The sequence below is a fragment of the Dyadobacter fermentans DSM 18053 genome, assembly GCF_000023125.1.
In the GTDB taxonomy this organism is placed as follows: Bacteria; Bacteroidota; Bacteroidia; order Cytophagales; family Spirosomataceae; genus Dyadobacter; species Dyadobacter fermentans.
Window position 1 is genome coordinate 5,450,513 of sequence record NC_013037.1, and the last position, 26,948, is coordinate 5,477,460.

Genomic DNA, 26,948 nt, shown 5'->3' on the forward strand with positions numbered 1-26,948 from the left:
AATATCACCAGTTAAGTAATATAAAGTGCATTTGAGTTTAATATAAATTTATTTTACATTTGGTAAAGATTAGAAAATAGAAAGCAGCCATTGGCTGCTTTCTATTTTTTCTGACCGACGTAATTTACAATCCCGCCCAGTTTGTAGAGTAAGTAAGAGAACTGTAAAATGCTTGTTTCCCGGCTTCGTTTCCATATCCTAGTGGGTAAAATTCCCGGTGACGAGATGATGCGTATCCGTCTGCATTGATTCCATAAAAGAATTGATAGAACGGCTTAGTTTGTCCGTTGTACGGAAGCGGCGTGATTTGTACGCGCTGTACCAGAGCGTCGCTGAATTTGCCGAAATAAGGCAAGTACGGGTCGAGCGAAGTGTGCTCCGGGTTCAGGAAATATTTGTCAGCCTTTGCAGGGCTGCCGTTATAATCATAGAAAAAGTTTATGCGCTCGTATGGAGCTCCGAATGAATTGTAAGACGTTATATAATCCAGTCGCTTACTATCCAAGCCAAGTGCTATCTGTTGATAAGTAAAGATCGATTTTTGGCTAAGGGCGGAACCAATAATGGATACCTCTTGCAGATAACCCATTTCATTATATTTGTATTCGCGTGTGATATTATTAGTTTTGTCAATGCTCTTAACGCACTTTCCGTATTTAATCTGATAGGCAATTTCTTTGCAAAGCTGATTATTAGCCTTGTAATATTGTTTACTCGTAATCCAAAGATCTCCGGTACTGTCATCATAAGAGTATTCTGTGTAGAGTGTGCTCCCAGATATCTTTGACAGCTTGCCCGCTAGTCTCCCGGCTTTAATGTATTTAAGCTTATTGTAGCCATCTTCAACTAATCTCAATTCAGCATTCACCTTCGCTTCGGCCTCATTCCTGATCCCGCTTTCCTGCGATTTTGGGTTCAATACATCCTCATTCTGGCAAGCAGTCAGCATGCCGGCTAACAGAACCCCCTTTAACAAATTCCCTGCGATGTGTAGTTTTTTCATAAGATTAATAACGCTAATTGGTTAGACATTAACTTTTATCGAATCAAACTTAACGGCGTTGTAGAACTCCAAGAAATCCGATGGGTGAGTGGCATGTTTGGAAAAACCTTCGGTAGTGGAGGGGTATATGGCACTGTTTTTGCCTCGTATTTTTAAAACGCTGAGCTATGAAACTACTGACGCAAGAAGGACGGCAACGGTTAAACGAAGTCGCCGCCCGATATAATTTGAGTACCGGAACCGTTGAGTCTTTGCTGAACGCTATCATCCGTGGAAACGGCACCATGGCGCAGTTCAATTTGCAGGAGCTGGGCGGACAGGGGCAATGGATGAAAGGCGGTATGACGATGGTCGGGGATATGTTCAATCATTCGCTTCGGACGACGGTCGAACAGGTGGCTAACGAACTTGCAGAGCTCGCGGCGACAACGGTACTGTTCGAAGAACGGGACGACGACATGCATAAGGGAACGCAGGCAGAAGACGATGCCCCAGGTTTGGCGAAGCAAGGGAACGAGGATTTCAGCCGGGCGACCAGCTCGTGGCCGGCCATATTCGGGACACCCACTTCAAGCGGCTCGCAGAACAATTTCCGATATGCATATTTTAGGGCGGTTCATAGGCTGGTAGTCGAGGAGAATGGCCAGCGGACGATATATGACACCAAGCATCATCAGATCACCGGCGTTTCGCAGCAGCAGGGGGCAAACAGTTCCTTCCGCTTTACAAGCCAGGAAGGTGTGGTTGATTTAAATTCATTGGAAAAAGTTTCCGACCCGGAACGGCAACAGCAACCGACGCCTGAGGTTGCTTATGATGTGACAGCCAATGCGGATTTACGGTCACAGGGCAAGAGCCCAGACGAGATTATTATTGCCACGATTGAGAAGTTGAATGTGCTTTTTGAGAGAGGGCAGATTACCGAGGAGGAGTTTGCTACAAAAAAGAGGGAATTGCTGGAAAGATTGTAATGAAATTTAACATGTGTAAGTACGGCCCGCGGGCCGATTTAGCGGGCCGTACGATTTTTAAAAATTAAAAAGATGGCGTAAAGTATTTTCTGTCGGTTGAAGAGACCGGTACGTAGCCTTGTGAACTGTATTTCTTCACAATAATATTTGTGGCCTTGCCAGCATAATTCAACTTGTAACTATATGTATATTGAGTAATGGATTCTTGCTGACCATTTAAAAGATATTTGTATTCATATATGGATTGAACGAGATTGCTACTGAACTTCCCGAAAATCGGTAAATACTTGCTTACCCCGGCAGGGAGTACGTCCGGGTTCAAAGGGTGTTTATCGGGGATTGCCATATTGCCGCCATAGCCAAATGTTAGTGCCTTCGTTTTTACATTTTGTGCATTATAGAAAGTTGCTGTGGCCAAAGATCTGTCCGAATTAGTGGCATTAACCGTATTATATGTAAATACTGTTTGCTCATTAGGCTGATTTTTATTGTACAATCTGGTGAGCTGTCCGTAGACATCGTATTCATATATGTACGTTTTGTCTGTGACAGTCTCGATACAACGCCCGTTCATATCAAGAGTATATTTGTATTCTGTCGGACTTCCGTTAACATACCTTTTCGCTGTAATTAATTGTGGGTTATACGTGAATTGATAGTAAACGTTAGGATAAGTTTCTTGTGATAAAACGCCTGATCCCTGGTAAGACAGGTCAACCTGACCGTCCTTAATTAACTTACCAACCGCTAATGCGGTCCTTGCATTCTGGTCAGATTCACCTGTTGGCGCTTGCGGAGCCAACTTGATGTCGTTTTCATTCTGACAAGCGCTAAGCAATCCCGCGAGCAAAATGCCCTTCATTAAAATTGGGGTGTTTTGAAATAGTTTCATAAACTCTTCCTGTTTAAGTGTGAATAATATAATTAAATTGATTTAAACCGCTCCAAACTTAGGTGTGCTTTGTCACAGCGTGAAATTCAATGGGTGAAAGGTATCTCCTAAATAGTCTGCGGTAAAAATCTGATTGGACACAGGTTAATTTTGGCGAGACTTATCTTCACTTTCTTTGTAACATTTGCTTATCTGCCGTGAAATTGGTGCGCTATAATTCGATGTAGCGTTTTTGTTAAATAGCCTTATCGAAGTAGAACTAGGTAAGTTGCATAAGAAATTTACTTCAATTCAAACGGCCCAGGATTCTCCGGGCCGTTTTCACTTTACATCAGAGAGCCATGTTAGGTATTGTGTACTTCCGATCCGTCGTCGAAACTAATGTACCGTCATATTTCTTGACAGTAACATTCTTCACTTTACCAGCGTAATCCAATACATAGGTATGGTAGTAATTGACCGAGGAGACTTTTTGCCCGTTCACAAATTTCTTTTCCGAAGAGCACTGCACAAGATTGCCACTGAATTTCCCGAAGATGGGAAGGTATTTGCTGACATATTTGGCAAATACATCCGGGTTCAAAGGGGATTTGTCAGCAATAGGCTGTGTGAGACTGTAATTAAATTCCAGGACCTTGGTTATTTTGTCGGACGCATCATAAAATGTAACTGCAAACAGCGAGTTGGTGATCCCATTGGCATCTGGCTTATAGGTGAACACGGCCCGCTCGTTGGGCTGTTGTTGGTTGTAATATCTCGCGAGTTGCCCGTTAGCATCATATTCGTATATGATAGTCTTGTCCCCAACGGTTTGAACGCAGCGCCCATTGGCATCCAGGGTGTAACTGAATTCTTTGGTTGGGTTTGAGAAGCCGGTCATAAACCTTTTGCCGCTGATCAGCTGCGCCCCGTAGCTAAATTCATGGAATGCACCATTGTCGTAAATTTCTTTCGACAATGCGCTTGGCACCTGACTGTTGTAAGTGAGGCTCACATTGCCATCTTTAATTAGCTGACCTACCGCTTGTGTGGTTTTTGCGTTCCGGTCCGACGCCGTTGTGGGTGTTTGTGGAATAGGTGCATTGTCGTTTACATTCTCACAAGCTCCCAGCATTCCTGCGAGTAAAAGGCCATTGACCAACATTGCTGCGTTTCGAAATAGTTTCATAATGTACCTTGTTTAAGCGTGAATAAATTGATTTTGAACTGGCTTAAACATAGGAGCGCTTCGAAAAGACACGAAATGCGATGGGCGAAAGGTAAGCCTAAAAGAGTTTTCGGTAGAAACGGCCCCGATGGGGCGTAATGGTTTTAGTGATCCGGATTTTTGGAAACCACACAACATTTGCGAGTTTTGTTCTGTTTATAGAAGGCTGGCCGGCTACTAGTTTGACAAGGCCACCCGTATTGGTTGCTATCATGATTTTCGCTCAGATTTCCAGAATAATAGACCCCATCGCCGTCAAGCTCGACCGCTGGACGGTGGAGGTTTACCGGCTGCTGCCCAACATTTTTATCGCCATTCTGATCCTCGTCGTTTTCAGGTTTCTGGCATCGCTGGGCGGTAAGTTCATGGAACGTATTTTGGGCCGCGCCTCCCAGAATATTGCGTTGGTTGGGCTGATATCCACCATTATCCGCATTTCCATTGTTGCCGCGGGCCTTTTCTTTGCGTTGGGTGTGCTGGGTCTGGATAAAACCGTCACTTCGCTGCTTGCCGGTGCAGGCGTGCTGGCATTGGCACTCGGCTTTGCTTTCCAGGACCTGACGACCAATTTTATTTCCGGCGCATTCATCGCCATCCAGCGACCGATCCAGGTAGGCGATGTGATCGAAACGAATGGTTATACGGGCAAAGTGCTGTCCATCGGGCTGCGTTCGGTGAAGCTGGACAACTTCGAGGGGCAGCAGGTGGAGCTGCCGAGCAAGGATATTTTTCAGAAGCCCATCGTCAATTTCACGCACTCGGGCGAGCGACGTGTACGGATGGAGGGCAGCATTGGCTACAAGGATGACCTCGCATTGGTGGAAAGCCTCGCATTGGGGGAAATCAGAAAACTGGAATTCCTCGATCCGTTGAAGGCCGTAGAGCTCAATTTTACCCGTTTCACCGAAAAGAGCATTGATTTTGAAATATTCTTCTGGATCAGACAAGACAAAACCGGCCCCGGTCCGGCGAAAAGTGCAGCTATGAAGGTTGTGAAGCGGGTATTTGATGAAAACAATATCTCGTTCCCAACGCCTGCCAGGACTCTTGACCTGTTGCCGCCAGCACCAGGAAAGCCTGAAGCTTAGCATCACTATATTTTTCAAGTACAAAAAAGACCCCGCTACGAATCCGCAGCGGGGTCTTTTCAATATCAATCCTAATTATCAATAACGGTAAGTTTCCGCCTTGAATGGTCCTTCCACAGTAACGCCGATGTAAGCAGCTTGCTCCTCGGACAGTTTGTCGAGGTTTGCGCCTACGTGTGCGAGGTGCAATGCAGCAACTTTCTCGTCCAGTGCTTTTGGAAGAACGTATACTTTCTTCTCGTAAGCAGCCGTGTTGGTCCAAAGCTCGATCTGTGCCAGCGTTTGGTTAGAGAATGAGCAGGACATGACGAACGACGGGTGGCCCATTGCGCAGCCCAGGTTTACCAGACGGCCTTCTGCCAGCACGATGATGTCTTTACCTTCCACATTGTAGATATCCACCTGAGGTTTGATCTGCGATTTGGTGTGGCCGTAAGTCGTGTTCAACCAAGCCATGTCGATTTCATTGTCGAAGTGGCCGATGTTACAAACTACCGCTTTGTCACGCATTTTGAGGAAATGACGGTCGGTGATGATTTTGTAGTTACCCGTTGCAGTAACGAAGATGTTGGCGCGGTCGGCAGCTTCGTCCATTGTTACTACTTCAAAACCGTCCATTGCAGCCTGCAATGCGCAGATCGGGTCGATTTCGGTAACGAGTACGCGGCAGCCTGCACCACGGAGTGATTCGGCAGACCCTTTACCTACGTCGCCGTAACCTGCTACTACTGCTACTTTGCCAGCCAGCATCAGGTCGGTTGCGCGGCGGATAGAGTCAACCAATGACTCGCGGCAGCCGTATTTGTTATCGAATTTAGACTTTGTAACTGAGTCGTTTACGTTAATCGAAGGCAGGTGAAGCGTACCGTTTTTGTAGCGCTCGTACAAGCGGTGAACACCGGTTGTAGTTTCTTCCGAAAGACCTTTAATGCCGTCGATCAGCTCAGGATATTCGTCGAATACCATGTTGGTAAGATCACCACCATCATCGAGGATCATGTTAAGAGGCTTACGCTCTTCGCCGAAGAACAAAGTTTGCTCGATACACCAGTTGAATTCCTCTTCGTTCATGCCTTTCCACGCGTAAACCGGGATTCCCGCTGCTGCGATTGCCGCTGCGGCGTGGTCTTGCGTAGAGAAGATGTTACAAGATGACCAGGTAACTTCCGCACCCAAAGCTGTAAGGGTTTCGATCAGAACGGCTGTCTGGATCGTCATGTGCAAGCAACCCGCAACACGCGCACCTGCCAAAGGCTGTGACGGACCGTATTCGGCACGGATCGCCATCAAACCAGGCATTTCAGCTTCTGCCAATGTGATTTCTTTACGGCCCCATTCGGCCAGCGAGATGTCTTTTACCTTGTACGGAATGTACGTTTCGGTTGACGTTGCCATTATTTTACAGTTTAGTTAATATCTTGATTTTACCACAAAACTAAGTAGAAAAACCACCGTAGGGAATATTTGCAGATACAAATTCTGATTTGAGCGCCAATTTTGGATATTTTATCTTTCAATGCGCGCATATTGCCGCATTATGAAGTGACGGCCCGGTTATTCACCGGTTGGCGGAGATATTTTGTCTGTATGCCAAATCATTACCCCACAGCAGTGCCGTTTGTCGACAATAGTATGACATTGGTCGACAATGCTTTTCAAACCCGGTAATGGCTTTCGAAATATTTATCTTTGTTACATGCGCCCGGTTTCCCCGATCCTGAATTATACCAAACATAAAAGAGTTTTACTGCACATCCTGTTCTGGCTCGCCGTACTAACGATCCTGACGGTCATTTACGGTGCAGGCATGCCCGATTACTGGCTCACGATCGGCATCGTGGCAATGTTCATGCCCATTCATATCGGTTATTTCTACCTGATCGCCTACGTGATCATCCCCCGGTATTTCGACCGTAAGAAATATGTGCAGTTCGTCCTTTTTTTCGTGCTGATCGTCGTCGGTTCGACGCTCGCATTCAGGCTGATGGAAATACTCGTGGCGGACCCGATCATTTACAACGCCGTGAAAAAGAACGATCCCACGTTCGTCTGGCGGAAGCTCGAAGGGACGTTCCGGCAGCAGCTGGCGAAGCCGACGTACCTGATCAGTGCGTTCGAGCAGACCAATATTTTCGTCTGGATCGCATTATCGGTGAAGTTTTTCAAAATGTGGTTCGATCGCAGGCAGGCGGCGATGGAGGCTGAGCTGAATTTTCTCAAAGGCCAGCTGCACCCGCATTTTTTGTTCAACACACTCAATAACCTGTATGCACTGACCCTCAAACAATCGCCGCAGTCGCCGGGCGTCGTGATGGGCCTGGCGGAGATATTGCGGTACATGCTTTACGAGGCCAACACGGAGATCGTGCAGCTCGAAAGGGACATTAGTATTCTCAAAAGTTATATTGAACTTGAAAAGATCAGGTACGAAGAGCGGCTGGACATTAATTTCAGCATCAACGGATTAGCGCCTGAATACAAAATTGCGCCGCTGCTGATTTTGCCGCTGGTAGAGAATGCATTCAAGCACGGCGCAAGCGAGCAGATCGGCCAGGCGTGGATCAATATGGACCTGAGGGTGAAAAACAATGCATTGAAATTCAAAATCTCGAACAGCAAACCCGAGACGGCCGTGCAGGACGACCGGCCGCACCACGTGAGCATAGGCCTCGCCAACGTGCGCAAGCGGCTCGAGATCCTGTACCCGGGCGCGCACAACCTGAAAATCATGGATGACGAGGACGTGTTTGCCGTGATCCTAGAAATTGACCTGGACAAACGATTGGAAATCTGATATTTATGAAATTGAAGGCCATTCTCGTGGACGACGAACCCCACGCTATCGAAATACTGGACAACTACCTCGCCAATTTCGCCGAAATTGAAGTCGCTGCGCGCTGCCAGGACGCGATCCAGGCATTTCAGGTGTTGCAGCAGCAGAAAATCGACCTTATGTTCCTCGACGTGAAAATGCCCGGACTGAAAGGTACCGACCTGCTCCGGAGCCTCAAAAACCCGCCCAAAGTCGTTTTTACCACCGCTTACCAGGATTACGCCGTCGAGGGCTTCGACCTCAATGCGGTGGATTATTTGCTGAAACCCATTCCCTTCGAGCGTTTCCTGCGCGCGATGGACAAGGTTTTTACAGGGCTGAACATCACCAACCAATCCGTTTCAGTGGCGCAAAAGGCCGCGCAGGCGACCCAGGATGTGTTTTTGTATTTAAAAGTTGACCGTAAAATGGTGAAAGTGAACGTCAATGACATTTACTGGATCGAGAGTTTGCGGGATTACATCAAAGTAGTTTTGAAAGACAAGGCCCTCATTTCAAAACAAAAAATCAGCCTTTTGGAAGAATTGCTTCCCGAAGACGGGTTTATCCGCATTCACCGCTCTTTCATCGTCTCCGTGGACAAGGTCGAAAGCTATCATTCGCACAAGCTCGAAATCGACGGAAAGGAGTTGCCCATTGGCCGTAACTTCCGCAACGACTGCCAGCGCCGCTTCAAGCTCTCCTTTTAAACGGTGCTGCAAATGGCGTTTGTCGATAAAACCCGCTGTTAATCGACACTCGGTTTCATACGCTTCCCCGGCTCGCCAAATCGGTTTAAAATTGCAGCGCCATTGAGAAATGGAATGTAATTCATTTAAATCATTTGGAATATTAGCCATGTTAAAAGCAAGAAGAATTCTTTGGGCGACCTTGTCCTTTGCCCTGTTGCTGGGTAGCTGCAAGGAAGACGAAGATGTAACACCATCCGACACATTGACCGCCAAAGCAGGAGCGGACCAGAATGTAAACGCAGGCTCTGTTGTAACCCTCGACGGTAGCGCTTCTACCGACAGCGAGAACAAGCCATTCGATTTCAGCTGGGCATTCACCAAAAAACCGGCCGGTAGCGCCGCCAACCTGGCATCGGCTACCACTGCCAAGCCAACTTTCACCGCCGATGTGGCCGGTGACTACGAAGTGGAGCTGACGATCAGCAATGCGAACGGACAAAGCAAAGACAAAGTCGTGATCACCGCGGCCGTGATCGAGCCGATCGTGATCGACGCCCAGATCCGCGCCAAACTGACACTGAACGACCGCATCGATAACCCGGCCATTCCGGACTACATCGTCAATGCGAACGTATCCGTGAATGCGGAGCTGGAAATTAAGCCGGGCGTTGTGATCGCGTTTGCACGGGATACGCGTCTGGAAATCAACGACGGCGGCGGCGTGCTCCTCGCAAAGGGCGATTCGGCCAAGCCGATCCGTTTCATCGGAAAGGAAACGACCAAAGGTTTCTGGTCGGGCGTAACATTCCGTTCGTCGAGCAGCGCCAACACGCTTGAATACGTGCAAGTGCTGCACGCAGGAAGCAAGCCGTTGTTCAGCACTACCAAAGCTGGTATGGCCGTGCTGGGAAGCCAGGCGGAAGTGAATATCAAGCATTGCTTGTTCGAAGCGAATGCAGGTTACGGCCTCTACATTCAGGACGGCGTGGCGCTGGCTTCATTTGAAAAGAACAATTTCAAAGACAATACCGAAGCGGGTTTGCTGCTCAGCGCCGAAAACGTGCAAAATCTCGACACAGATTCGAAATTCACCAATGGCAACGGCCGCAATGTAGTCGAGATCACCGCCTCTTCGCTGCCTAAAAATGCTACTGCGGAAGTGATTTGGAAGGGTTTTAAAGACAAAACACCTTACCGCATTCTCGAACACGTTACCTCCGATGCCAACTGGAAGCTCCTCCCCGGCGTGACGATCGAAGTAAACCGCGCGGGCGCCATTACCATCGACGACGGATATTTCAACGCGGTGGGCACGGAAACCAATAAAATCATCATCCGCGGCGCCGAGAATGCGGCTGCCTATTGGAAAGGCCTGCTGAGCTTCTCGACCAGCGACCAGAATATCATCGAAAATGCCGAGGTGTCGGGCGGCGGCAACATCGCGATCGTGTCGGGCAAGAAGGCCAACATCGCGATCTACGGAGGCCAGTCACGCATGACGATCCGCAAGTCGGTGATATCCAACAGCGGTGGCTACGGCATCTTTGTCAACTACCAGGCCACTGTGAACGACGACGTTGAAACCGTCAACACATTCAAAGACAACGCGCAAGCCAAGTTGCTGAAAGAGTAGCGGTTCGCAATGGATAGCTCCACGTATTGTGCCAGTTCCATATTCGGCCTGATCACACTCCTGGTGGTATTTACCTTCCATCAGGCTGTGAAAGGCTCCGGCCGGTTCGCCGCGCTGGTCGCCATCTGGATCGCGATACAATGCGGGGCTGCGCTGGCCGGATACTTCCGGGTTACCGATACCATTTTTCCCAGATTACTCCTTGTGGTGGTTCCACCGGCTATCCTGATGGCCTGGCTGTTTCTGACCGGGCCCGGGAAAGCGCTCATGGACCGGATGAATGTGGATCTGCTCACGATGATCCATGTCGTCAGGGCGCCTATCGAAGTGGTACTCTACTGGTCGTTTATCGACAAAATGGTGCCCTACGAAATGACTTTCGGAGGTGGTAACCCCGATATGCTCGCCGGACTTTCGACGCCCTGCATTTACTACCTGGCGGTCATGCGCAGCGGGATGAAATGGCGGTGGCTGGTAACCTGGAACTTCGTGTGCGTCGGACTGCTGCTCAATGAAGTGTTCCGCGCCGTGTTGTCGGCACCGCTACTGTTCCAGACCATCGGCCTCGACCAGCCTAATGTCCTCGTGTTGCAGTTCCCGTTTGTGCTTTTGCCCGGAGTAGTTGTGCCGGTGCTGCTTTGTGCGCACATCGTGGTGATCCGCAACCTGGTGAAGGCACATTGGCAGGAGCCAAAGATCGTGAGCTCGGGGCGGGCGGTAATCAGCCATTTTTTTCAGATGAAACGAAAGATAGCCATGAATATCATCACACATTGCCTGTTGGCCGGTTTCCTGGCCGCGGCGGGCATTCAGCAGCAGGCGGCGAGCAAGGCTCCGCGCTCTGCCCGGCAGCCGTTCCCCGAAAAAGGGTTTTGGGTAGCGGAAACGGCTCGCGATAAAAAATCGACGATCGTCCGCTACTATGCACACAGCAACCACCTCGTGTCCGAAACGACCGAACCTGAGTTGCTCGACGTCCGGAAGCTTGCGGTCAGGAAGTATTTAAATGAAAAGCTCCGCAAAGAGCTTGAAAAAGACACGACAGGCCAGTCGGCCGTCAAACTGTACGAAATCAATTAAAATCTAAATAAATCTAAAACTGCCATGAAAATTAAAACTGCACCCTCAATAACCCTCGGCCGATTTGCGAAATCCGCATTGGCCCTGGCCGTTCTGGCCATGTCTTTCACCGCTTGTAAAGACGACGACGATCCGAAACCAGGCGGCGACGGCGATGGCGGCGGCACGGAGAAAGTGTTTATTCCAACCAAAGGCAAGACTTACAGCTATAAAATGACCGATTCGGACGGCAGTTCGGGCGATATGATCACCAAAATTGTCAGCTCCAAAGATTCTGCCGGAATGCAGGTTCACACGGTGAACCACATCGTGAAGGAAGACGGCGAAGAAATGACGCTCGTGTCCAAGGCATATGCCAAAGGCGGAACTACCACCAATGAGCTGCCTTACCCGGCGGCCATTAAAGCGCTCGAAGCACAGATCGGTGAAATTGCAGAGGTGACTGAGTTTAAAGTAACCGGCTTCCCGCAATACCAGCTATTCGAAAATAACGGAAAAGTAAACAGCGCGCTCAATTTCAAAGGCGACCCGATTAAGGTGGTGATGGAGTTGGAAATCCCGGTAGAGGACGAAGGTTCGATCCTTGGCAGGCTGGAAGCACGTATGACCTACAAAAATGGCAAAGCGGTAGCCGAAGAATCAATCACCACGCCTGCCGGCGAATTCAAATGTACGAAATGGGAATATTCCTACGAGGTTTATACCAAGTTCGAAACGCAGGTGACCGAGCCTGAAATCTCCACAGAGCAGGTGAATGTAACGCTCTGGACCGCACCAGGCGTAGGGGTAGTGAAGTCGATTGAGAAAGGAGAGGAGACAACGTCCACGACCGAATTGCGTAAAGTGGAGTAATGCAATATGTGGCCTTCGTGCATGCTGACGCACGAATGGCCCCATCCCAAGAAGAGAAACAATAGAGAAATAGGATGGATAATTTGGGACTAGCCAGATCTTAAAGACCTGGCTAGTTTTGTTTTATATCAAAACAGCGAAGCTTTTGAAGATTGCTCCAAGCCTAACCGCATCGAATATACGTGCCTGCGTGCCGCCGTGGTTCAGCACAGATTGCTCGTGCGAGGTTACGCACATTTCGCAGCCGTTCAGCGCGGATACGACGAGGCTCATTAGTTCAAAAAACTCTTTGCCCAGCACCGGGTTCACCATAATGCTCATTTTGATGCCCGCAGGCGCATTATCGTAAAACTCCTTGTGCATGAAGTGACGGAAACGATAGAATACGTTGTTCGCATTCATGAGTGAAACACAGGCTGTTACCTCCGCGATCTCCTTCTCGTCCGCGCCTTCCTGCGCAGCAAGCTCTTCCAACGCCGCGATCAGCGCCGTGTTTTTTTCATTCACCGCAACCGACAATGCAAGCAGCAATGCTTCCTTGCGGTTCAGTGTTTGGGATTTTAATACATTACCTACATTGATTTTCAGGTCTTTGAGGTAACGGTGGTCCAATGCCGCGAGCTTGTTGATGAGCACGCTCTCGAATTCCGCAGGCAAATTGACCTCTTTATACAGGGACTCTTTCGTGTTCCCTGTGGCTGCAAATGGATACATGTTTGTCTGAATTTTGAGTGGGAAGATTTTCCCGTGGGTGATAAAAAAAGCAGTTCACAGAACCGGCGTACGAATGACTGACCGCTGTGAACTGCTTTGGAAAGGCTGATTAAGCGAGAGTAGCCTCGCCTTTTTGCCAGTTGCAAGGGCAAAGCTCGTCAGTTTGCAACGCATCGAGTACGCGCAATACTTCCGATACGTTACGGCCTACTGAAAGGTCGTTAACACTTACCCAACGAATGATGCCTTGTGGATCAACGATGTATGTTACGCGGTAAGCGATTTTTTCGTTTGCTTCGAGGATACCCAGCTCTTCTGCCAATGATTTCGAAGTGTCGGCCAGCATCGGGAATTGCAGGTCGCGCAGGTCGTCGTGGTTTTTGCGCCATGCCAGGTGCACGTACTCGCTGTCGGTAGAAGCACCGATCAGGATCGTGTCACGGTCAGCGAAGTCGCCGGTGTGTTTGTTGAACTCTGCAATCTCGGTAGGGCATACGAAAGTGAAGTCTTTCGGCCACCAGAACATGACCATCCACTTGCCAGCGTTTTTGTGGTCTTCCGAGGTAATATCGTAGAATTCGTTTCCTTTTTCAAGAGATACTACGGATGTCTTTTTGAATTCAGGGAATTCCGATCCCACCGATAACAGTCTATTAGCCATGATTGCTCGTTTGTTTATAAATTGTATTTTTTTGTGTTACAAAACTACGAACGATGAGTACATGGGTCAAACTCGAACCTGGTATTATGCCAGGAAAGAGTTGTTTTAATCAAATGAATTTGATTTTATTTATAGGAACGAAGATGTTATAAATATTAGTTATAATGATATAGATTTTTGCAATATAATTATACTTATAATAACTGTAATTCTAAATTATCAACCGGGCATCACGCCGAGTACCGTTTCCAGCGACATCCCGCGGGAACCCTTAATGAGGAAATGTGTATTTTCCTGCGGATTGTCCATGATCCAGTTATGCAAGGAGAATTTATCCGGAAAATAGTACGCTTTCGGCAATGCTGGCAGTGCGTGCTGCATGAGTTTCCCGGCAAGTATTACGACGTCGAACTTCTCACCGGCAATCTGTTTCCCCAAAGCCAAATGTTCCTCCGGCGCGGCATCGCCGAGCTCAAACATATCGCCCAGGATCAATATCTTCCGTGCCGCTTCCATTCTCCCGAAATTGGCCACCGCCGCGGCCATTGACGATGGATTGGCATTATATGCATCCATTATCACCGTATTCGTCCCTTTCTTGACGATTTGCGAGCGGTTATTGTCCGGCTCGTACGTCGCCACCGCCTCGTAGGCATCCGCATCCTCCACACCGAAATGCTTTCCTACGGCCAATGCGGCGCAAATGTTGTCGAAATTGTATCTTCCTGGTAAATGGGTGGTTACAGTTTTGCCGCCGTTGCTGAATACCACGTTCGGGTTTTCCTCGATCAGCGTCGGGTTAATGGGACTGTTTTCCGAACAGTAGAATACGATCTCACCAAATGCCCTGCGTTTGCTCACCATGTCCATGATCACGTCCTGGGTGGAGTTCACAAACACCGTTCCCTTCTTTTTAGAAAGGTAATCGAACAGCTCGCCTTTGCCTTTAATGATGCCCGAAACACCGCCGAAACCTTCCAGATGTGCCTTTCCGATGTTGGTAATAAGGCCGTGCGTGGGCTGTGCAATGCTGCTCAGCAATGCGATTTCCTGCTGGTGGTTCGCACCCATTTCGATGACCGCCATTTCATGCTTCGCCGGGTCGATGCTCAGGACCGTGAGCGGTACGCCGATGTGGTTGTTGAGGTTGCCGCGCGTGGCGTACGTGTTGAACTTCATCGAAAGCACCTTCGCGATCAGCTCTTTGGTGGTGGTTTTGCCATTGGAGCCGGTTAATGCAACCACCGGTATGTCCAGGGTTTTGCGGTGGTGCCGCGCCAGGTCCTGCAATGCCGTGAGGCCGTCTTCGAAAAGCAGAAACCGGTCGCCGTTGGCCACAGTTGGGTCGTCTACCACGGCGTAGGCCGCGCCTTTTTGCAGTGCCTCTGCCGCATATTGGTTTCCATCGAATTTATCACCCTTCAATGCGAAGAAAATGCAGCCGTCGGTGATCTGGCGGGTGTCGGTGGAAACTTTGGCGCCTTTGCGGTAGATATCGTAAAGCGTTTCTATGGAAGTATACATGAAATGTCGGTCGGTTATAAAGTAATGCTGGCTTATTTCGTTAGGTTTAGGACGAACAAGCCCGCAAAACTAACAGATTATTCCTCAACGATGCGAACCAAATTTACCTCCTTTATACTCTGTCTCATCTGTATTTACCTGCCATCGCAACTGCGGGCGCAGCAAGCCTGGTTCAGGCTCGATACGCTCACCAGCGTGTCGGCAGGCGGCGTAAAAATGACGAACCCGTGGGGTGGAGGGCTGAATGCATCGCAATTCCTGAAAATGCATTTGAATAACGACGCCGATGAGGACCTCGTCGTTTACGACCGCACGAACAGCAAGGTAACCACCTTCCTCGCCGGTCCCGACCCCCGGAATCCAGGTAAAAAAACGTTCATTCATGCACCCTATTACGAAACCTTATTTCCACCGGTGGATAACTGGATGATCCTGGCCGATTATAATGGCGACGGCCTGAAAGATCTCTTCGCGAGCACGTCGCTCGGCATTGTGGTGTACCAGCAGGTGAAAACGGGAAATACCTGGGCCTTTAAGCAAATGCGTGAAGTGTTGTATACCAAAGGTTTTTCAGGAAATATCAATATGCAGGTGTCGGGAACGGACATTCCGGCGATTACGGACGTGGACGACGACGGCGACCTGGACTTACTAACCTTTGATTTTTCGGGGACTTACATTGAACTGCACCAGAACCTGAGCATGGAAAAATTCGGCGTGGCCGACAGCCTCGGCACGCAGGCAAGCCCTGTTTTTCAGCGCAATGGCGATTGCTGGGGGAATTTCCACAAAGGCAACGGCGAAGATTTTGTAGTGGGCGTGGACTGTGACGTCGTGACCAATCCTTCCAACAGACGCACTGCGGAAGATCCCTCGAACGGCCGCATTCTGCACGCGGGCAATTCCATTCTTCTGCACGATCTGAATGGCGACGGAACGAAAGACATGCTCGCCGGGCACGTCAGCAACGACCATATTTCTTTCCTGCCCAATTCGGCAAAAGGTATCATTGCCAATTTTACCGGTTTCAGTAACACTTATCCGGCGGTAGATCCGGTGGTTATGCACATTTTTCCGGCCGGTTTTTATGAGGATGTGGATTTTGATAATGTCAAAGACCTGCTGATCGCCCCGAGCATTCCGGCGAACGATATCAACCGGACCGATTTCAAGTCTTCCGGCTGGTATTACCATAATGAAGGCACATCGGACAAGCCTGTTTTTAAACTGGTTCAAAAGAATTTCCTGCAAGACAACATGATCGACGTGGGTGAAAATGCAGCACCTGCGTTCTTTGACATGGACGGCGACGGCGACCTGGACATGCTCATCGGCACAGGCGGCAATCCGGTGCAAAACGGTTTTAAAGGGAGTTTGTGGTATTTGAAAAACAACGGAACACCTGCCGAACCGAATTTTACAGTAGAATCCCAGGATTACCTCGAATTGCTTTCCAAACTTTCTGTTTACAATATCAAACCGCAATGGGCTGATTTCAATGGCGACGGCGTGCCCGACCTTGGTTTTGCCGCCACGGCCGGAGCCACGCTGAAACTCGAATACCGCTACATTCCCAACAAAGGCACCAATAGCGGCGCAGCACAGCTGAATGTAGCCGACGCTGTGAGCATTGCATTGCCGGTTGAGCTGCAAATCGGCGACTCGCCGTATTTCTACGATGCCGACGGCGACGGCGACCTCGACCTGCTCGTCGGAAAAACGCAGGGCAACATTTACTATTACACCAACACCGGAAGCAACACCCAATACACATTCAAACTCGAAACGGACTCGTTTGCAGGCGTGGGAATCAACTTTGCGGGCCGCTTTTCGCAGGTAGCCGTCGCCGATTTTGACCTCGACGGCAAGCCCGATCTCGCCACCGTAGACCATACCGGCTCGATCCGCGTGTTCCGCAACGCCGATTGGGGCAAATGGACGGAGCGCGACGGCTCTTTGCTGAGCGTCAACGGCAAGGCCGGCAACGTCCATTTCGGCAACTACCTGGCCCTGGCCGTGGCCGACCTGAATGGCGACAAAAAGCCCGATGTCGCGATCGGCAACAATGCGGGCGGCGTGCGTTTGCTGACCAACATCTTGCCTGTGTCGGTAACCGGCGTGGAGCCGGGCGATGTGGGTGAAGTGAAAGTTTTTCCCAATCCTTCGGTCGGATTTTTCAAAGTATATGCTTCCAAAACCGGCACCTTCAATGTGCTCACGGCAGGCGGCGCGCCGATGTTCCGCAACCGCCGTATCCGGGCAAACGAAACCTTGCAGATATCCACCGCGCAATGGCCTGCGGGCTTATACCTGGTAGAGCTGAAAACGGGTAACAGCCGGGTGGTGAGGAAAGTGGTGGTAGGAGACTGAGGGTGTCCGCGGTTCAAAGACTTGGCCGTTTTGGCAGTAGATACCCGGAAGAACGCCTTTACATGATAAAATTTAAAAATATTCATGCAAGCTCTTCTGGGTGTTATCTTTCATTTCATCGGCGGCTTTGCCTCCGGTAGTTTTTATATTCCTTACAAGCAGGTAAAAGGCTGGGCCTGGGAGTCTTACTGGATCGTTGGAGGGGTCTTTTCCTGGCTGATCGTTCCGCCGCTCGCAGCATATCTCACCATTCCGGGCTACACCGAAATCATCGCCCATACCAACGGCGGCATACTCTTTCTGACCTATTTTTTCGGCGTCCTCTGGGGCATAGGCGGCCTCACGTACGGGCTGGGTGTGCGTTACCTGGGCGTCGCGCTCGGCAGTTCCATCATCCTCGGATTGTGTTCGGTTTTCGGGGCATTAATACCCTCGGTGTATTACGAATTCAACCCGCAGCCGGGGAAGGACACCATTTCGATGCTACTTGGCAATGCGTGGGGACAATGGGTGCTCATCGGCTTGCTGGTGTGCGTGATCGGTATCATTATATGCGGTAAAGCGGGCGCCATGAAAGACGCCGATCTGCGGAAATCCGGTCGCGGGGCGGAGGATAACACAGAGTTTAAAATCGGCCTTGGGCTCACCGTTTCCATTATTTCCGGTATTCTCAGCGCATGCTTCGCCTTCGGGATCGACGCTGGCAAAGTAATGGCCGAGGAAGCGAACGAAATCTGGAAAGCGGCCAACCCGGGGCAGGGCGAATTTTTATTCCAAAACAATGTAACCTACGTCGTAATTCTCTGGGGCGGCCTTACTACCAATTTCATCTGGTGTATGCTCCTCAATGCGCGCAACAAGACCTTCGGCAACTACACCGACAGCTCGACGCCGCTGCTTTCGAACTATATTTTTTCGGCGCTGGCCGGCACCACTTGGTTTCTGCAATTCTTCTTTTATGGCATGGGAGAGAGCAAGTTAGGCAACGGGCCGAGCTCGTGGATTTTGCACATGGCATTCATTATACTTATCGCTAATTCCTGGGGACTAGTCCTGAAAGAGTGGAAAGGAGTAAGTAAAAAGACCATTTCCTCGATCTTCATGGGTATTCTGGTGATCATCCTGTCGGTGCTGATTGTCGGTTATGGCAATTATTTGAAAGAATAGCCATGAAAGCGCATTATCCGATCATTTTGGCAACGATGGCGGCTATAATGGGCTGTCAGTCGAACACTAAAAACGGTAAAGTGGAAAAAGAGCAAACGCAGGACGCCGGCACATTCGGGTATGACCTGGCATTTTTGAAGAAATACAAAGAAGCGGTGGTATTGTCCGCGCCGGATAATGCAAATGCGCAGGCCATTGTTATCCCCGACTATCAGGGGCGGGTCATGACGAGCACAGCCAATGGCGACGGTGGTAACAGCTACGGCTGGATCAACTACGCGCTGATTGAAAGTGGCCGTTATCAGCCGCATATGAATGGCTTCGGCGGCGAAGAGCGTTTCTGGCTTTCTCCCGAGGGCGGCCAGTTTTCGGTGTATTTCAAAAAAGGCAAGCCGTTCGACTTCGAAAATTGGCAAACGCCGGCGCTGATCGACACCGTTTCCTACCCGGTGGTGGAATCGGACGCAGCATCTGTGCAATTTCAGGTGACTGCGACGATCGAGAACTATTCGGGCAAAACATTCACAATCGAAATCAACCGGAAAGTCGAGATGCTGACACGGCAAAGCATAGCCAAGCTGCTCGACCTTCCTGCATTGGATGGCGTGAAGGCCGTTGCCTACCGTTCCACCAATTCGGCTACCAACAAAGCCGAGACCTGGAAACCCGAAACCGGCATGCTGGGCATCTGGCTGCTGGGCATGTTCCGCCCTTCCGACCAGACGACCATTATTGCGCCATTTTCCAAAGGTCAATCTGAAAAGCCGCTCATCACCGACGACTATTTCGGCAAAATCCCCACCGACCGGCTCGCGATCAAAGACTCGACGTTGTTCCTGAAAGCCGACGGCAAACACCGCAGCAAGCTCGGCATCGCCCCGAAATCCGCCCGCAACGTCGCCGGCAGTTACGACGCCGAAAAAGGCATCCTCACCATCATCCAGTTCGACCTCGACCCGCAAGGCCAGTACATGAAATCCACCTGGGAACTGCACAAAGACCCCTATAAGGGCGACGCATTGAATGCCTACAACGACGGCAAGCTCGCCGACGGCACCCAAATGGGCCCATTCTACGAACTGGAATCGAACTCATCGGTGAAGGCGTTGGAGGAAGGCGAAGCCATCACGCACCGGCAGAGCACGTTTCATTTTGAGGGAGACAAGGCGGCATTGGGTGAGATAGCCCGGAAGGTGCTGGGGGTGGAAATAGAGGGGTTGGGAGTGATTTTTGAATAAAAGTATGATGGTTTGGTATAGCAATTAGGGTGCGAAATCAACTATAATCCATTTCGCGTATAGTAACATTCGTTAAGCACTCCATTCTCTTGTGTGGCATGCGATAGTTCGTCGGCCGGATTGTTGGTAATTTGCATACTGGTGAAAGTTTGCTAGAAAATCTATCACCAATACCTAGTGGTTGTCCCGGTTAGTAACCCAAAACTGCCGCTTGGGTACCGGCTTTGGGATTCAAGCGGGTTGAGTTGACATTTGATTAAAATCATCTGTAAACATTTCCGTGAATAACATGAAAAATCCAATTATTCCCGCAAGGTTTTTCTGCCAATGGCATCCGGACGATTCTAAACTGATCCCGTCTATCTTCGTTTTGACTGTTTTATTGCTTGCCCCTGAGTTCCTTTTTGCTCAATTGGGCATCGGTACAAAAACTCCAAGAGAAAGGCTTCATGTTTTTGAAGGGTCAGTGTATGCTGAAAGCAAGCAACTAGATCCGGTCAACAACTCGTTTCCGCCACAGGATTCAGTGTACTATAAATTTCAATGGTTTCATCGAAAGGGGGCGCTGAGATCGATGACGGAGCGTACAGGAAAGGGTGGCTTTGAACTAGTCAATATTGGCCCGCTTTCTTTCGCAACAGGGTATGAAAGCTTTGCGACTGGCACGGGAGCATTTGCTGCTGGGCGGGAGGTGTTTTCGTCGGGTAACTTCTCGGCTGGGTTCGGGGAGCTGGTGACTGTCGGCGGAGATTATGCCTTCGGACAAGGTTATAACGTGATTGCAAGTGGGCTGCATTCTGTTGCACTGGGTACAAGGGTAAGTACCAACTCGCAGACGGGGTCTTTTATTCTCGGTGACGATGGTGGCGGCACCTCACAGAATGACGCAAAGAATCAGATGATGATGCGGTTCTCGGGAGGGTATAAGCTTTTCACCAGTTCGCTGAATGTCTTAGGCGTACAATTAGGCGCGGGCGGAAACGCATGGTCGGTGATCTCGGATGTTAGAAAAAAAGAAAACTTCGCTCCTGTAAATGGGGAAGACTTTCTTCAAAAAATCAGCCAAATAAACCTCACTTCCTGGAACTACAAAGGTCAGGACCCGAAGATATTCCGGCATTACGGGCCCATAGCGCAGGACTTCTTTAAAGCATTCGGTCAGGATTCGTATGGCACGATTGGCTCGGATACCACCATTAATCAGGCGGACTTCGATGGCGTGAATTTGATTGCCATTCAGGCACTTGTTAAACGGACGGAGCAGTTGCAGCAAATGAATGATCGGCTTCTGGGTGAAATTATGACGCTGAAAGAAGAGCTAAGAACGACTAGCAGAGCCGTAAAACGCAGAAAAGCCTGGGTGGCAAGGAAGTAGGGGGACATCGTTCACTTTAATTATGATGACTATGCGGAAGATTTACATTGTGCTGGTTCTGTTATTCATTGTTTCCGGCAAAGCTGCCTGGGCGCAGATTACCACGGGAAACGAGCTGTTTGCGAAAGCGAATACGATCATTAGTCTGGATAGCCTGGTGCTGGTCCCGTCGGTAGACGTGGATTTGAGTAACCGCTCACTGACGCTGGCGCATACGGCAGTCCCTGGAAACCCACATGCGAGTATCGGCAGGCAATATCTTTTTGATGAGCCGTTGCTTTTCAGTGGAGATGTGGGCATTATTTACCGTCCGTCAGAACTGAATGGAAATACGGAATCCTTGCTGGAACTGAGTAATTCGGAAACGAATGAGAATGGTTTTGTCACGTTTTCCGGAAGTTCGCGGGATCTGGCGATGCATCATGTTTGGAAAACTGTTACTGGCCTGAATTTGAAAATGTTGACATTAGTCAATGCGGATGCCGCGCTGCCCGTTGCCTTGGTTGCATTTCATGTGCGGAAAGAAGAAAACGGAGTTGAAGTGGCCTGGGAAACTTCCTTCGAAACGAACAGTGACTATTTTGAAATCCAGCGGAGCGGAAATGCGAAAGACTGGCAGCCGATCGGTCGTTTATCGTCCGCGGGTGAAAGCAGCCAAAAAACGAGTTACAGCTATTCGGATCATGCTCCGATGAAGGGCGACAACTACTACCGCCTGAAAATGGTCGATCAGGATGGTACCTTCGCATGGAGCCAGATCCGGAAAGTGACGTGGGACGAAACAGCTTTGAATATTTTTCCAAATCCGGCTACCGACGTGCTCGAAATGGAGGCACAGGATTGGCTGAATGTTGCGCAAATCAGTGTCATTGATGAACGCGGGACCGTTTTGAAAGAGCAGAACCCTCAAACCAGCTCGCAACGCGGTAGTCTTTCGCTCGAAGGGCTTAATGCGGGAAGTTACATATTGCAAGCCCGGTATTTCGATGGAAGCGTGCTGCGCAGGCATTTTATCAAACATTAGCAACGAATAGCCAGGCATTAATTAAAATCCTCATTACCAAAGTAAAATCCGCAATGCTTCTGGTTTTCTTACCATTACCGATTCAACGAAATTCCTCAACCCTGCTTTTCAGGTGATCGTATGGTGCCAATTCAGAACGCAGCCAAAATCGGTCTGGTTTTACTGACCGCCCTTCCAATGCCCAATGTTCAAAGCTGTAACCTCCCGGAAACAAACAGGGGCATCATGTGGTCGCGTGGGGAGAGCAGCTGCTCGCCGCCGGCGCGGCCCAACGTGAGGAACGCCAGAAGCTGATCGACGCCCGCATCGCGAATTTCAGGCCGGCCACCACGTTTTCAGATGCGGGGAAAGTGATTTTTGTGCAGAATTGCAGCGGCTGTCACCAGATCCAGGGCTCCGGCGGGCTCGCTGGACCGCAGCTCGATGGCATCGGCAACTGGGGCCACAAGGCATTGACGCAAAAAATCCTTGACCCCAACAGGAATATAACTGAGGCATTTCGTACTTATAATATCACGTTGAAAAACGACAAGACCTTCACGGGCTTGTACCGGCGCAACGAAGGCGAAACAATGGTTTTCGCCGACATGACCGGCCAGGAGTTTTCAGTGGTAAAAGGTGAAATGAAGGAATACCGGGCATCCAGATACACTTTAATGCCCGATGAGTTCCGGAACTTCATTCCTGAGAAGGACTTTTACGCATTGCTGGACTATCTGCTGGGGGTGAAATAATCGAGTTTTAATCCTAACCCATAAATCCGATGTTGTTAACGGGAAGATCTTTGAAGTGGCTTTGTTTGACGGGTATCGTTGCGGTAACCTGTAACCATGCAGCTGCGCAGACGGGCGCGAAAAGCAAACCGGCGATTACATTTAAGAAAACAGAGCTTACCAAACGGTTTATCGCGGAAGGTGCGGCAATGGCCGATGTGAACAAGGATGGAAAGAAGGATATTCTTTCCGGTGCCTATTGGTTTGAAGCGCCCGACTGGAAGCAGCATGAACTGGCCAAACCGCAGGAATTCATTGTAAATGGCAGTTACAGTGATTCTTTCCTGGATTTTGCGATGGATGTAAACCAGGATGGCTGGGTGGACCTGATCCGCATCGACTGGCCGGGCAAAGCCGCCGCATGGCATGAAAACCCACAGAACAAACCCGGGCATTGGCCAATGCACACCATTTATTCTTCGGTGGGGAATGAGTCGCCGCAACTCGTCGACATCGATGGCGACGGCCGACTGGACTTGCTTTGCAACGATCCCACCGCGAAGAAGGTGATTTGGCTTAAATGTCCGTCGAAAAAAGACGATACAACCTGGGAAAAATACGTGATCAGCAACGATCCGAACAACTCCACGCATATGTACACGCACGGGATCGGGTATGGCGACATCAATGGCGACGGTCGCAAGGACGTGATCGTGAAAAGCGGCTGGTGGGAAGGCCCCGTGGAAGGGCCTGCCAAATATCCGAAAGACAAGGACTGGAAATTCCATCCGGCAGATCTCGGCCAAGACTGCTCACAAATGTATGTGCTCGATCTGAATGGCGATGGCTTGAACGACGTCCTCAGCGCCTCCGCCCACAATTACGGCATATGGTGGCATGAGCAAAAGAAGGAGGGAAAGGAAACCGTGTGGATCCACCACGACATTGATAAGACCATCTCGCAAACCCACGGCCTCGCATTAAAGGACATCAACGGCGACGGCCACCCCGATTTCATCACCGGCAAACGCTATTTCGCCCACAATGGAAACGATCCGGGCGAGTTCGAGCCGGCATTTATTTCATGGTTCGAATACAAACCGGGCAAAGTACCGACGTGGATCAGGCATGATATTGATGACGACTCCGGCGTAGGCCTGCACGTGACCGTCGAAGACCTGAATGGCGATGGCCTGCTCGACATCGTGACGGGCAACAAAAAAGGGGTACGCATTTTCACACAGCAAAAAGGGAAATAAGCTTTCATGAAGTTTGGTATCAACACTTACCTGTTTTCTTCACCATTTACGAACGAAAGCACCTCGATTTTTCCACAGTTTAAATCGTGGGGTTTTGATTTCGTCGAAATCGCGCTCGAAGATCCCGCGCATATCGATCCGCACACGGTAAGGAAGGCGCTGGACGACAATGGGCTTGAATGCCGGTCGGTGTGCGCTGCAACCGGCCCCGGACGCGACCTGCGCGGCACGCGGAAGGACCAGGTAACGGCGATCGAATATGTGGAAGCGCTTATCCGGATAGCACCGGTGCTGGGCAGCAAGCTGGTGGCCGGGCCGATTTACTCAGCAGTAGGCCGCGCCGAGCTGGTGCCCGAGGATCAGAAGCGCAAGCAGTGGGAACTCGTTGCAGGCAACCTGAAAGCCCTGGCCGATTTTGCGGCAAAGCACGACGTGAAGATTGCCATTGAGCCATTGAACCGCTATGAAACCGATTTTATCAACACCTGCGACCAGGCTCTGCGGATGATCGACAACGTGGGCAGTGATGCATTGCAGGTACACCTGGACACATTTCACATGAACCTCGAAGAAAAAGACCCCGCTCAGGCGATCCGGAAAGCAGGGCACAGGCTGGGCCTTCTGCACGCATCCGGCAGCGACCGCGGCACGCCGGGAAACGATCAGATCAATTGGGACCGCATTTTCGCCGCACTCGATGCAATCCATTACCCGGGCGATATTGTGATCGAGTCATTTACGCCGGATGTGAAAGTGATTGCCAAGGCGGCGTCGATCTGGCGGCAGGTAGAGCCTTCACGGGAGGCGATTGCCGTGGATGGATTGCATTTTTTGCGGTCACTGGCATTCTAGCGATAATTGCCGGACCGCGTCGCGGACTACATTAACCTTAAAAGTAGAAAACCCGAAGATCACTCTCCGGGTTTTCTGTATCTAAAAAGCTACGCAGTCATTTCTGCTTCCAGATGCGAGGCGCTCAAATGGAGCACTTCGGTAGTCCAGGCGCGGGTTTTTGCGGCGAGCTCCTTCTCTTTGGAAAGTGACTTTCCGAATGAAGGGATGATTTTCTTGAATTCACGCTGCCATTCCGGCGTTTTGGCTTCTGCAAAGCAACGGTGAATCAGGTCGAGCATGATCGACACCGCTGTGGAAGCACCCGGAGACGCACCCAGCAATGCAGCGAGTGAGCCGTCGCCTGCGGTAACCATTTCGGTCCCGAATTCGAGCACTCCGCCCGCTTTTTTGTCTTTTTTGATCACCTGCACGCGCTGGCCGGCCGTTTCCAGATCCCAATCTTCCAGTTTCGCTTCCGGGAAATAATCTTTCAGGGCTTGGAGCCTGTCCTGAGGCGACTGTCTTACCTGATCGATCAGATATTTGGTCAGCGGGATGTTATGCAGGCCAGCTGCCAGCATCGGTTTGATATTATTCAGCTTAATGGAAAGCGGAAGGTCGAGATAGGAGCCATTTTTCAGGAACTTCGTTGAAAAACCGGCATATGGCCCGAATAGAAGCGCTTTTTTACCATCTATAACCCGGGTATCCAAGTGTGGAACCGACATCGGAGGCGATCCCACAGAGGCCTTGCCATACACTTTCGCCTGGTGTTTTTCGATGATCTCCGGCTTGTTACACACGAGCCATTGTCCGCTCACCGGGAAGCCGCCAAAGCCTTTTCCTTCGGGAATATTTGATTTTTCGAGCAGTGGTAAGGAGCCTCCGCCTGCACCGATGAATACGAATTTCGCAGTAACCTTGCTCTCTTTCCGGGTCGCGCGGTCCTTCACTTCAATCAGCCACGAATTGTCTTTTTTGCGCGTCAGGTCATCAACCTCATAGTTCAGGAAGAGATTGACGCCATCCTGTTTTTCAAGATATTCGAACATCGCCTTAGTAAGCGCGCCGAAGTTGACGTCGGTGCCCAGCTCCATGCGGGTAGCGGCAACTTTTTCATCGGCACCGCGACCGTTCATCACAAGCGGGGCCCAGTTGGCGATCACATCCTTATCCTCGGTGTATTCCATTCCGTGAAAAAGGTGGTGGCTCGTCAAGGCCTCGTAACGTTTGCGTAGATAATCCACGTTTTCCTCGCCCCACACAAAGCTCAGGTGGGGAATGTTGTGGATAAAAGCATCAGGCGAATCAATCACGCCATTCTCTACAAGATACGCCCAAAATTCCTTCGAAACTTCGAAAGACTCGGCGATCTTAATCGCTTTTTTGGTTTCGATGGAACCGTCGGCAAGTTGCGGCGTGTAGTTCAGTTCGCAAAATGCGGAATGGCCGGTGCCGGCATTATTCCAGGGATCGGAGCTCTCCGCAGTGACGCGGTCCAGACGTTCGAACACGGAAATGGTAATGGCCGGATTAAGCTTTTTTAGTAGAACCCCGAGCGTAGCGCTCATAATGCCTGCCCCAATCAAAACCACGTCAGGTGAGCTCGTTTTTGAAGACTTTTTGGTATTCATCACGAAAAATAGAAATATGGTAAGAAGGCCTGAGCCCGGAAAAGTACAAACTGTTGCTAGATAACAATCGTTCTAACAATATTTGTTTCGAAAATAGTATAATTTCAAAAATAAAAGTTATGGCAGGGCGTAAGTTCTTGGCAAGGGGCAATTAAAACTTGGATAGGTTTAATTATAAACAAAAAGAGTCGCTCGAAGGCGACTC

23 protein-coding genes are annotated in these 26,948 nt (G+C 49.9%); 15 read left to right on the top strand and 8 right to left on the bottom strand.

The annotated features are described in order from the left end of the window. Positions 1 to 124: 124 nt before the first annotated feature. The gene (locus DFER_RS22495; protein WP_015813959.1) at positions 125 to 1,003 is read right to left on the bottom strand and encodes a hypothetical protein; all 879 of its coding nucleotides are present in this window, start codon (positions 1,001 to 1,003) and stop codon (positions 125 to 127) included. A 251-nt stretch (positions 1,004 to 1,254) separates the two neighbouring features. On the opposite strand from DFER_RS22495, the gene DFER_RS22500 reads away from it, so the two are divergent. Continuing rightward, positions 1,255 to 1,974 (top strand): SHOCT domain-containing protein, encoded by a 720-nt coding sequence (locus DFER_RS22500; protein ID WP_229206082.1) that lies wholly within the window; start codon positions 1,255 to 1,257, stop codon positions 1,972 to 1,974. Positions 1,975 to 2,038: 64 nt separating this feature from the next. Here DFER_RS22500 and DFER_RS22505 read toward each other — a convergent pair whose 3' ends face one another. Then, a complete protein-coding gene (locus DFER_RS22505) occupies positions 2,039 to 2,866 on the bottom strand; it encodes a hypothetical protein (RefSeq protein ID WP_041735428.1) in 828 nt (275 codons plus the stop codon). Between the two features lie 331 nt (positions 2,867 to 3,197). Next, positions 3,198 to 4,034: a hypothetical protein gene (locus DFER_RS22510; RefSeq protein WP_143828784.1), complete on the bottom strand. Its 837-nt coding sequence runs from the start codon at positions 4,032 to 4,034 to the stop codon at positions 3,198 to 3,200. Between the two features lie 251 nt (positions 4,035 to 4,285). Between DFER_RS22510 and DFER_RS22515 the strand changes: the two genes are divergently transcribed. After that, positions 4,286 to 5,161, top strand: coding sequence for a mechanosensitive ion channel family protein (locus tag DFER_RS22515; protein ID WP_015813963.1), 876 nt, complete (start codon positions 4,286 to 4,288; stop codon positions 5,159 to 5,161). Positions 5,162 to 5,239: 78 nt separating this feature from the next. Here DFER_RS22515 and ahcY read toward each other — a convergent pair whose 3' ends face one another. Further along, positions 5,240 to 6,556 (bottom strand): adenosylhomocysteinase, encoded by a 1,317-nt coding sequence (ahcY, locus tag DFER_RS22520; RefSeq protein ID WP_015813964.1) that lies wholly within the window; start codon positions 6,554 to 6,556, stop codon positions 5,240 to 5,242. Positions 6,557 to 6,857: 301 nt separating this feature from the next. Here ahcY and DFER_RS22525 point away from each other — a divergent pair, with 301 nt between their 5' ends. The 5 genes from DFER_RS22525 (at position 6,858) to DFER_RS22545 (ending at position 12,230) form a co-directional block, all read left to right on the top strand. Further along, positions 6,858 to 7,955 carry a sensor histidine kinase gene (locus tag DFER_RS22525; protein ID WP_015813965.1) on the top strand — a complete coding sequence of 366 codons (1,098 nt, stop codon included), beginning with the start codon at positions 6,858 to 6,860 and terminating at the stop codon, positions 7,953 to 7,955. Between the two features lie 5 nt (positions 7,956 to 7,960). Next, the gene (locus tag DFER_RS22530; RefSeq protein ID WP_015813966.1) at positions 7,961 to 8,683 is read left to right on the top strand and encodes a LytR/AlgR family response regulator transcription factor; all 723 of its coding nucleotides are present in this window, start codon (positions 7,961 to 7,963) and stop codon (positions 8,681 to 8,683) included. A 148-nt stretch (positions 8,684 to 8,831) separates the two neighbouring features. After that, positions 8,832 to 10,298 (top strand): right-handed parallel beta-helix repeat-containing protein, encoded by a 1,467-nt coding sequence (locus DFER_RS22535; RefSeq protein WP_015813967.1) that lies wholly within the window; start codon positions 8,832 to 8,834, stop codon positions 10,296 to 10,298. Positions 10,299 to 10,307: 9 nt separating this feature from the next. Next, positions 10,308 to 11,378 carry a DUF8737 domain-containing protein gene (locus tag DFER_RS29315; RefSeq protein ID WP_015813968.1) on the top strand — a complete coding sequence of 357 codons (1,071 nt, stop codon included), beginning with the start codon at positions 10,308 to 10,310 and terminating at the stop codon, positions 11,376 to 11,378. Between the two features lie 24 nt (positions 11,379 to 11,402). Then, positions 11,403 to 12,230, top strand: a complete 828-nt coding sequence (locus DFER_RS22545) for a TapB family protein (RefSeq protein WP_015813969.1) — start codon at positions 11,403 to 11,405, stop codon at positions 12,228 to 12,230. A gap of 123 nt (positions 12,231 to 12,353) precedes the next feature. Here the strand turns inward: DFER_RS22545 and DFER_RS22550 are convergent, their stop codons facing one another. The 3 genes from DFER_RS22550 to DFER_RS22560 all read right to left on the bottom strand — a co-directional run bounded on the left by DFER_RS22550 (position 12,354) and on the right by DFER_RS22560 (position 15,129). Further along, on the bottom strand, positions 12,354 to 12,944 hold the full coding sequence (locus DFER_RS22550) for a carboxymuconolactone decarboxylase family protein (protein WP_015813970.1): 591 nt from the start codon (positions 12,942 to 12,944) through the stop codon (positions 12,354 to 12,356). Between the two features lie 109 nt (positions 12,945 to 13,053). Continuing rightward, the gene (locus DFER_RS22555) at positions 13,054 to 13,605 is read right to left on the bottom strand and encodes a peroxiredoxin (RefSeq protein WP_015813971.1); all 552 of its coding nucleotides are present in this window, start codon (positions 13,603 to 13,605) and stop codon (positions 13,054 to 13,056) included. Positions 13,606 to 13,824: 219 nt separating this feature from the next. Beyond that, on the bottom strand, positions 13,825 to 15,129 hold the full coding sequence (locus DFER_RS22560) for a UDP-N-acetylmuramoyl-tripeptide--D-alanyl-D-alanine ligase (protein WP_015813972.1): 1,305 nt from the start codon (positions 15,127 to 15,129) through the stop codon (positions 13,825 to 13,827). Between the two features lie 90 nt (positions 15,130 to 15,219). Here DFER_RS22560 and DFER_RS22565 point away from each other — a divergent pair, with 90 nt between their 5' ends. The 8 genes from DFER_RS22565 to DFER_RS22600 all read left to right on the top strand — a co-directional run bounded on the left by DFER_RS22565 (position 15,220) and on the right by DFER_RS22600 (position 25,127). Then, positions 15,220 to 17,499, top strand: a complete 2,280-nt coding sequence (locus tag DFER_RS22565; protein ID WP_041735434.1) for an FG-GAP-like repeat-containing protein — start codon at positions 15,220 to 15,222, stop codon at positions 17,497 to 17,499. Between the two features lie 84 nt (positions 17,500 to 17,583). Beyond that, a complete protein-coding gene (gene rhaT, locus DFER_RS22570; RefSeq protein ID WP_015813974.1) occupies positions 17,584 to 18,666 on the top strand; it encodes an L-rhamnose/proton symporter RhaT in 1,083 nt (360 codons plus the stop codon). Between the two features lie 2 nt (positions 18,667 to 18,668). Next, positions 18,669 to 19,904, top strand: a complete 1,236-nt coding sequence (locus DFER_RS22575; protein WP_015813975.1) for a DUF6786 family protein — start codon at positions 18,669 to 18,671, stop codon at positions 19,902 to 19,904. 289 nt (positions 19,905 to 20,193) lie between these two features. Beyond that, on the top strand, positions 20,194 to 21,279 hold the full coding sequence (locus tag DFER_RS22580; RefSeq protein ID WP_015813976.1) for a tail fiber domain-containing protein: 1,086 nt from the start codon (positions 20,194 to 20,196) through the stop codon (positions 21,277 to 21,279). Positions 21,280 to 21,310: 31 nt separating this feature from the next. Continuing rightward, positions 21,311 to 22,303, top strand: a complete 993-nt coding sequence (locus DFER_RS22585) for a T9SS type A sorting domain-containing protein (RefSeq protein WP_143828785.1) — start codon at positions 21,311 to 21,313, stop codon at positions 22,301 to 22,303. 227 nt (positions 22,304 to 22,530) lie between these two features. Next, positions 22,531 to 23,037, top strand: coding sequence for a c-type cytochrome (locus DFER_RS22590; protein ID WP_015813978.1), 507 nt, complete (start codon positions 22,531 to 22,533; stop codon positions 23,035 to 23,037). Between the two features lie 50 nt (positions 23,038 to 23,087). Then, a complete protein-coding gene (locus DFER_RS22595; protein WP_229206083.1) occupies positions 23,088 to 24,275 on the top strand; it encodes an FG-GAP repeat domain-containing protein in 1,188 nt (395 codons plus the stop codon). 6 nt (positions 24,276 to 24,281) lie between these two features. Next, positions 24,282 to 25,127: a sugar phosphate isomerase/epimerase family protein gene (locus DFER_RS22600; RefSeq protein ID WP_015813980.1), complete on the top strand. Its 846-nt coding sequence runs from the start codon at positions 24,282 to 24,284 to the stop codon at positions 25,125 to 25,127. Between the two features lie 89 nt (positions 25,128 to 25,216). Here the strand turns inward: DFER_RS22600 and DFER_RS22605 are convergent, their stop codons facing one another. Next, positions 25,217 to 26,743, bottom strand: coding sequence for a malate:quinone oxidoreductase (locus tag DFER_RS22605; protein ID WP_015813981.1), 1,527 nt, complete (start codon positions 26,741 to 26,743; stop codon positions 25,217 to 25,219). Positions 26,744 to 26,948: the final 205 nt, after the last annotated feature.

Coding starts and splice junctions, on each gene's coding strand:
- DFER_RS22495 (WP_015813959.1), bottom strand. CDS start 1,003: ATGAAAAAACTACACATCGCAGGGAATTTGTTAAAGGGGGTTCTGTTA.
- DFER_RS22505 (WP_041735428.1), bottom strand. CDS start 2,866: ATGAAACTATTTCAAAACACCCCAATTTTAATGAAGGGCATTTTGCTC.
- DFER_RS22510 (WP_143828784.1), bottom strand. CDS start 4,034: ATGAAACTATTTCGAAACGCAGCAATGTTGGTCAATGGCCTTTTACTC.
- DFER_RS22515 (WP_015813963.1), top strand. CDS start 4,286: ATGATTTTCGCTCAGATTTCCAGAATAATAGACCCCATCGCCGTCAAG.
- ahcY (WP_015813964.1), bottom strand. CDS start 6,556: ATGGCAACGTCAACCGAAACGTACATTCCGTACAAGGTAAAAGACATC.
- DFER_RS22525 (WP_015813965.1), top strand. CDS start 6,858: ATGCGCCCGGTTTCCCCGATCCTGAATTATACCAAACATAAAAGAGTT.
- DFER_RS22530 (WP_015813966.1), top strand. CDS start 7,961: ATGAAATTGAAGGCCATTCTCGTGGACGACGAACCCCACGCTATCGAA.
- DFER_RS22535 (WP_015813967.1), top strand. CDS start 8,832: ATGTTAAAAGCAAGAAGAATTCTTTGGGCGACCTTGTCCTTTGCCCTG.
- DFER_RS29315 (WP_015813968.1), top strand. CDS start 10,308: ATGGATAGCTCCACGTATTGTGCCAGTTCCATATTCGGCCTGATCACA.
- DFER_RS22545 (WP_015813969.1), top strand. CDS start 11,403: ATGAAAATTAAAACTGCACCCTCAATAACCCTCGGCCGATTTGCGAAA.
- DFER_RS22550 (WP_015813970.1), bottom strand. CDS start 12,944: ATGTATCCATTTGCAGCCACAGGGAACACGAAAGAGTCCCTGTATAAA.
- DFER_RS22555 (WP_015813971.1), bottom strand. CDS start 13,605: ATGGCTAATAGACTGTTATCGGTGGGATCGGAATTCCCTGAATTCAAA.
- DFER_RS22560 (WP_015813972.1), bottom strand. CDS start 15,129: ATGTATACTTCCATAGAAACGCTTTACGATATCTACCGCAAAGGCGCC.
- DFER_RS22565 (WP_041735434.1), top strand. CDS start 15,220: ATGCGAACCAAATTTACCTCCTTTATACTCTGTCTCATCTGTATTTAC.
- rhaT (WP_015813974.1), top strand. CDS start 17,584: ATGCAAGCTCTTCTGGGTGTTATCTTTCATTTCATCGGCGGCTTTGCC.
- DFER_RS22575 (WP_015813975.1), top strand. CDS start 18,669: ATGAAAGCGCATTATCCGATCATTTTGGCAACGATGGCGGCTATAATG.
- DFER_RS22580 (WP_015813976.1), top strand. CDS start 20,194: ATGAAAAATCCAATTATTCCCGCAAGGTTTTTCTGCCAATGGCATCCG.
- DFER_RS22585 (WP_143828785.1), top strand. CDS start 21,311: ATGCGGAAGATTTACATTGTGCTGGTTCTGTTATTCATTGTTTCCGGC.
- DFER_RS22600 (WP_015813980.1), top strand. CDS start 24,282: ATGAAGTTTGGTATCAACACTTACCTGTTTTCTTCACCATTTACGAAC.
- DFER_RS22605 (WP_015813981.1), bottom strand. CDS start 26,743: ATGAATACCAAAAAGTCTTCAAAAACGAGCTCACCTGACGTGGTTTTG.